Source organism: Stenotrophomonas terrae (assembly GCF_001431465.1).
Classification (GTDB): domain Bacteria; phylum Pseudomonadota; class Gammaproteobacteria; order Xanthomonadales; family Xanthomonadaceae; genus Stenotrophomonas; species Stenotrophomonas terrae.
In genome coordinates this window covers 199,646-205,645 of sequence record NZ_LDJJ01000017.1, presented here as the reverse complement: position 1 = coordinate 205,645, position 6,000 = coordinate 199,646, and the positions used below count along the sequence as shown (strand labels likewise).

The window sequence follows — 6,000 nt, the reverse complement described above, 5'->3', positions numbered from 1 at the left end:
GCCAAGGCCAAGGCCAAGGCTCAAGCAGCATCTCCGGCAAGACCACTGTTACCACCTTCTGCCACCCACCCTGCCCGCCCTCACCACCAATGCACTACCATCGGCGCATGGGGAAAAATGACCGTAGACCAATTGCCGCCCGTTCCACCGGCTGGGCCCAACGCCTGAGCGCCGCGCTGGCACGTTCTTCCATCACACCCAACCAGATCTCGGTACTCAGCGTGTTCTTCGCCGCCATCGCTGCGGTAGGGCTGCTGGCAACGCCGAATCTGCTCGGCCTGCTGACCTGCGCCATCTGCATCCAGCTGCGCCTTATCTGCAACCTGCTCGACGGCATGGTCGCGATGGAAGGCGGCAAGCAAACACCTACTGGCGCGCTCTACAACGAGTACCCCGACCGCATCGCCGATTCGCTGCTGATCATCGCCCTAGGCTACGCTGCCAGCATGCCTTGGCTGGGTTGGTTGGGCGCATTGCTGGCCGCGCTCACCGCATACGTACGCCTGTCCGGTGCCAGCCTCGGCCTGCCCCAGGACTTCCGTGGGCCGATGGCCAAACAGCACCGCATGTTCGTGCTTACCGCCGCCTGTGTGCTGGCCATCATCGAACAGCTGGTCGGCAATACCGCCTACGTCCTGCCCGCCGCGGCCATCATCATCGCTGCCGGCTCGCTGCTGACCTGCATTACCCGCACCCGCGCCATCGCCGCGCAACTCAAGGCAAGCACCTGATGCTTTCAAGCCTGCTGGTCGCCGCCGTCAAGGTTTTCATTGGTGCCTACCCACGTTGGGTTGGCAGCCGCCCCAACGACACCCAGCGCATCTACTTCGCCAACCACTCCAGCCATCTGGATACGGTGGCGCTGTGGTCGGCACTGCCACCGGCACTGCGCGAGCACACCCGCCCGGTCGCCGCGCGCGACTACTGGAGCAAGGGAGTACGCAAGCTCATCGCCGACAAGGGCTTCAATGCAGTGTTGATAGAGCGCGACCGCAGCAAGTGCGAAGGCGATCCGCTGCAGCCGCTGCATGACGCATTGAATGCCGGTGATTCGCTGATCCTGTTCCCGGAAGGCACCCGCAACCAGGAGCCGCTGCCGTTGCCGTTCAAGGCCGGCCTGTTCCACTTGGCCCAGCATTTCCCGCATGTGGAGCTGGTGCCGGTATACCTGGACAACGCACGGCGCGCGCTGCCCAAGGGCAGCATGGTGCCGGTGCCCTTGGTGTGCACGGCACGCTTCGGCGCGCCCTTGGCCCGTATTCCCGATGAGGACAAGGCGCAGTTCCTGGAACGCGCCCGCAACGCCGTGGTGGAGCTGGCATGAACAACGTCTTCCAACAACTGCCGCTGGGTAGCTTTCTGCAGCAGGCCATCGAACGCGCCCCGCCCAGCTTCTGGTGGATGATCGGCGGGGTGTTTGGCGTATTGATCTTCGCCAGCTCGATCGGTTTCGTTCTTGGCCGGGTCAAACCCGGCTCGGTGGTGGACAACCTCAACGCGCGCATCCGTGCGTGGTGGGTGATGGCCGGCGTGCTGCTGTTCTGCTTCCTGCTGGGCAAGATCGCCACGCTGGTGTTCTTCGGACTGTTGTCCTTCTTCGCCCTGCGTGAATTCATTTCACTGACGCCAACACGACGCGGCGATCACCTGGCGTTGTGCCTGTGCTTCTACATCGCCATCCCGCTGCAATACTGGCTGATAGGCATCGACTGGTATGGCCTGTTTGTCATGTGCATACCGGTATACGGCTTCCTGGCCTTGCCGGCGATATCGGCGTTGTCAGGCGACACCGAGAACTTCCTGGAGCGCAATACCAAGATCCAGTGGGGCGTGATGCTCACCGTGTTCTGCCTCAGCCATGCGCCGGCACTGATGTTGCTGCGCATCCCCGGCTACGAAGGCCAGAACCTGATGCTGCTGTTCTACCTGCTGCTGGTGGTACAGCTCAGCGACGTGCTGCAGTACGTGTTCGGCAAGCTGTTCGGCAAGCATCTGCTGGCCCCGCTGGTCAGCCCGTCCAAGACCGTTGAAGGCCTGGTCGGTGGTGGTCTGGCAGCAACCGGCGTCGGTGCCGCGTTGTACTGGATCACCCCGTTCTCGCCGCTGCAGTCCGCGTACCTGTCGCTGCTGATCGTGATCTGCGGGTTCCTTGGCGGGCTGGCGTTGTCGGCGGTCAAGCGCAGTCTGGGCGCCAAGGACTGGGGCGAGATGATCGAAGGCCACGGCGGCATCCTCGACCGTCTGGACTCGGTGGTGTTCTCTGCGCCGGTGTTCTTCCACGTGGTGCGCTACAACTTTCAGTAAGCCCACGACGGCTCGGCCCTACAAACGCCAGATCCCTGTAGTGCCGAGCCATGCTCGGCAGAAGCTCTACCGATAAGCCCCCAGCCGAGCATGGCTCGGCTCTACAAATGCTGGGTTCCTGTAGTGCCGAGCCATGCTCGGCAGAGGCTCTACCGGCAAGGCCCAAGCCGAGCATGGTTCGGCTCTACACGGGAGCGCTGGTGTGCCTACCGCCTGCACGCCGGCTGGAGTAGCCTGCTCTTCCCGCAGTGGCAGTAAGCCCCATGAACGAACATAAAGCCCACCAGCTGTCGATGACCGTGTTGATGTCGCCAGAAATGGCCAATTTCTCCGGCAAGGTTCACGGCGGCGCGATCCTGCGCCTGCTCGACCAGGTTGCCTATGCCTGTGCCAGCCGCTACGCCGGCAACTACGTGGTGACCTTGTCGGTGGACCAGGTGACGTTCCGCCAGCCAATCGCGGTCGGCGAACTGGTCACTTTTCTGGCCTCGGTGAACTTCACCGGCAACTCCTCGATGGAGGTCGGCATCAAGGTCGTGACCGAAGACATCCGCAAGAACGCAGTGCGCCATGCCAACAGCTGCTTCTTCACCATGGTAGCGGTGGATGACGATGGTCGGCCGACGCCAGTGCCGCCGCTGGTGCCGACGAACAGCGACGAGAAGCGCCGCTTTGCTGCCGCGCAGATCCGCCGGCAGCTGCGCCAGGAAATGGAACAGCGGCATCTAGAGCTGCTCAAGAGCAATCCCTCGGGGGAGGGGGATCTGTCGGTGCCTGCGCTGTAGATCTTGTAGGAGCGGCGTAAGCCGCGAGGCTGGCAAGGCATCCGGACACCTGTAGTGCCGAGCCATGCTCGGCAGAGGCTTTACTAGTGAATGCCTCTGCCGAGCATGGCTCGGCACTACGGTTTGGATTGCTGGTGAGGCCTCTGCCGAGCATGGCTCGGCACTACAAAACCTGGCTCAGCCGGTGTTTTGTACGCCTTGCGATACGCCGTTCACGCAGGCTACCAGGGCACGCAGCAGGCCTTCGTCCTGGCGATCACTTGCACGCCAACGCTGCAACAGATCCACCTGCAGGATGCTGATCGGGTCGATGTAGGGGTTGCGCAGGCGGATCGACAGGGCCAACCGCGGGTCCTGTTCCAGCAGCTCCTGCTGGCCGCTCAAGCGCTTCACCCAATGCGCGGTCAACGCCAGTTCTTCGCGGATCAACGGGAAGAACTGTTCGTGCAGCGGGCCGGCCAGCTTGGAGAACTGCTCGGCAATGTGGATATCGCCCTTGCTGAGCACCATCGACATATCGTCGAGGAAGGTTTCGAAGAACGGCCAGTCGTGCGCCATCTCGCGCAGCGTCTGCTCATGCCCGGCATCGGCCGCCGCCTGCAGGCCACTGCCCACGCCGAACCAGCCCGGGATCACCGCGCGCGCCTGGCTCCACGCAAAAACCCAGGGGATCGCGCGGAGATTGGTCAGCGCCGCGTCCTGGCCCAGCCGCCGCGATGGGCGTGAACCCAGCGTCATGCGCTCGATCACATCGATCGGCGTGGCCTGGCGGAAGTAGTTCATGAACTGCGCTTCGCCAACAAACGCGCGATAGGCCGCCGAACTCTGTTCGGCCACCAGCGCCATCACTGGCTTCCACTGTTCCTCACGTGGCTCAGTGGCACGAGGACGCAAACTGGCGCGTAACACCGCACCTGCTGACTGTTCCAGCGAGCGCAGCGCCAGCGCGCGGATGCCGTACTTGCGGTGGATCACCTCGCCCTGCTCGGTAACGCGCAGGCGGCCACCGATGCTGCCGCGCGGTGACGCGGTGACCGCATGGGTGGTCTTGGTGCCGCCGCGGCTGATCGAGCCACCACGGCCGTGGAAGAAAGTCAGCTTGACGCCATACTCAGCCGCTGCGTCCAGCAGTTCGACCTGCGCATGTTGCAGGCCCCAACGCGAGGCGGCGATGCCGCCGTCCTTGCCACTGTCCGAATAGCCCAGCATCACCATCTGCACGTTGTCGCGTGCGGCCAGATGTGCGCGATAGACCGGGTCGGCCAGCAGGTCGTGCAACGTTGCGGTGCCGCGCTGCAGATCGTCGACGGTTTCGAACAGCGGTGCGATATCCAGCGGCACCGCGTTGTCGGCATCCAGCAGGCCGCCACGTCGTGCCAGGGCCAGCACAGCCAATACATCGCCACGATCATGCGCCATCGAAATGATGTAGCTGCCCAGCGCATCGGCACCGTGGCGGCGGCGTGCATCGGCCAGCGCAGCGAATACCTTATCCAGGCGCTGCCCGGCCTCGTCCTCGCCGTGCGCCAGCACTGCGCTGCCCGCCGCGTACGGCGACAACAGCTGCGCGCGCGCGGCATCGTCGAGCGCATCGAATGCCTCCTGCCCGCCCAGCACTTCGGCCAGCGCGCGTGAGTGCACGCTGGATTCCTGCCGCACGTCCAGACGCGCCAGGTGGAAGCCGAAGGTGCGCACGCGCCACAACAGGCGCCGCACCGAGAACCAACCGGCGTGCTTGCCCTTGTTGGCCTCAAGGCTGTCCAGAATCAGCTGGATGTCATGGATGAATTCTTCCGGTGATGCATAGGCGCCCACCGCATCTTCCAGCGTGGCCTGCAGACGTGCGCGCATGCGGTCGTTGAGCAGGCGATACGGCATGTCGGCATGACGCGGACGCGACTTCACCTGCGGCAGCAGCTGCTGGTATTCCTGCAAACGCGCCTGCACCGCATCGCTGACACCGACCAGTTCGGTCGATTGGCTGAGCAGGCTGGCCAGCGCGACCATGTCTTTCAGGTACAGGCCGAGTACGGCGCTGCGTTGCGCGTTCAAGGTGTTGGTGATGGTGCCGGCATCGACATTGGGATTGCCATCCATGTCGCCGCCCACCCATGTGCCGAAACGCAACAGCCGCGGCAGTGGCAGGGTTCGGCCCCAGGTGTCGCGCAGGGCCTGTTCCAGCGATTCGTAGAACACCGGGATCACCCGGTACAACACGCGGGTGAGATAGAAACCAACGTGCTCGCGCTCGTCGTCAACGGTGGGGCGCACCGGCGAGGAGTCTGCCGTCTGCCAGGAAGCGGTCAGCGCCATGCGGAAACGCGCCGCATCGGCTGCCTGTTCACCGGGTGTGCGCTGGCCGTCGAGGTTGTCGACCAGGGCGGCGACCATCAACTGTTCTTTTTCCAGCAGGGCACGCCGCACGGCTTCGGTGGGATGCGCGGTGAACACCGGCTCGATATCGATCTGCGGCAGCCATTGCGCCAGCTCTTCCGGGGTCACGCCCTGCGCCTTGAGCGCAAGCAGGGCGTCATGCAGGCCTTCCGGCTGCGGACGCTTGGTGCCGGCACGCTGATAGTCGCGGCGACGGCGGATGCGGTGCACGCGCTCGGCGATATTGACCACCTGGAAATAGGTACTGAAGGCACGCACCAATGCTTCGGCATCGCGCGGCGAACGGCCGGCCAGCTGCGTGCTCAGCGGCGCCAATGGCGCCTGGCTTTCGCGGCGGGCAATGGCGGCGGTGCGCACGTCTTCCACCTCATCGAGGAAGCCGGGCGATACCTGTTCGGAAATCAGATCGCCGACCAGCGCACCAAGGCGGCGCACATCGTCGCGCAGGGGCAGATCGGGGGTGGCGAAGACAACGCTGCTGCGGTACTCGTTCATCTGAGACGTAGAGCCTGAAGAG

At 64.2% G+C, this 6,000-nt stretch carries 5 protein-coding genes; 4 read left to right on the top strand and 1 reads right to left on the bottom strand.

What is annotated here, in order from left to right; translation table 11 throughout:
- From ABB27_RS06525 to ABB27_RS06510, 4 genes are all read left to right on the top strand, one after another.
- The coding region (locus ABB27_RS06525; protein ID WP_244479161.1) for a CDP-alcohol phosphatidyltransferase family protein at positions 1 to 731 on the top strand (731 nt) is incomplete at its 5' end.
- Positions 731 to 1,324, top strand: a complete 594-nt coding sequence (locus tag ABB27_RS06520; protein WP_211263679.1) for a lysophospholipid acyltransferase family protein — start codon at positions 731 to 733, stop codon at positions 1,322 to 1,324. The genes ABB27_RS06525 and ABB27_RS06520, both read left to right, overlap by 1 nt.
- 77 nt (positions 1,325 to 1,401) lie before the next feature.
- Complete coding sequence (locus ABB27_RS06515) at positions 1,402 to 2,304, top strand: phosphatidate cytidylyltransferase (RefSeq protein WP_057627549.1); 903 nt, start codon at positions 1,402 to 1,404, stop codon at positions 2,302 to 2,304.
- A gap of 263 nt (positions 2,305 to 2,567) precedes the next feature.
- Complete coding sequence (locus tag ABB27_RS06510) at positions 2,568 to 3,089, top strand: acyl-CoA thioesterase (RefSeq protein ID WP_057627527.1); 522 nt, start codon at positions 2,568 to 2,570, stop codon at positions 3,087 to 3,089.
- Between the two features lie 177 nt (positions 3,090 to 3,266).
- Here ABB27_RS06510 and ppc read toward each other — a convergent pair whose 3' ends face one another.
- Complete coding sequence (gene ppc, locus ABB27_RS06505; RefSeq protein WP_057627525.1) at positions 3,267 to 5,978, bottom strand: phosphoenolpyruvate carboxylase; 2,712 nt, start codon at positions 5,976 to 5,978, stop codon at positions 3,267 to 3,269.
- Positions 5,979 to 6,000: the final 22 nt, after the last annotated feature.

Excerpts from the sequence above, each read along its gene's own strand:
- ABB27_RS06520 (WP_211263679.1), top strand. The coding sequence starts at position 731 with ATGCTTTCAAGCCTGCTGGTCGCCGCCGTCAAGGTTTTCATTGGTGCC.
- ABB27_RS06515 (WP_057627549.1), top strand. The coding sequence starts at position 1,402 with ATGATCGGCGGGGTGTTTGGCGTATTGATCTTCGCCAGCTCGATCGGT.
- ABB27_RS06510 (WP_057627527.1), top strand. The coding sequence starts at position 2,568 with ATGAACGAACATAAAGCCCACCAGCTGTCGATGACCGTGTTGATGTCG.
- ppc (WP_057627525.1), bottom strand. The coding sequence starts at position 5,978 with ATGAACGAGTACCGCAGCAGCGTTGTCTTCGCCACCCCCGATCTGCCC.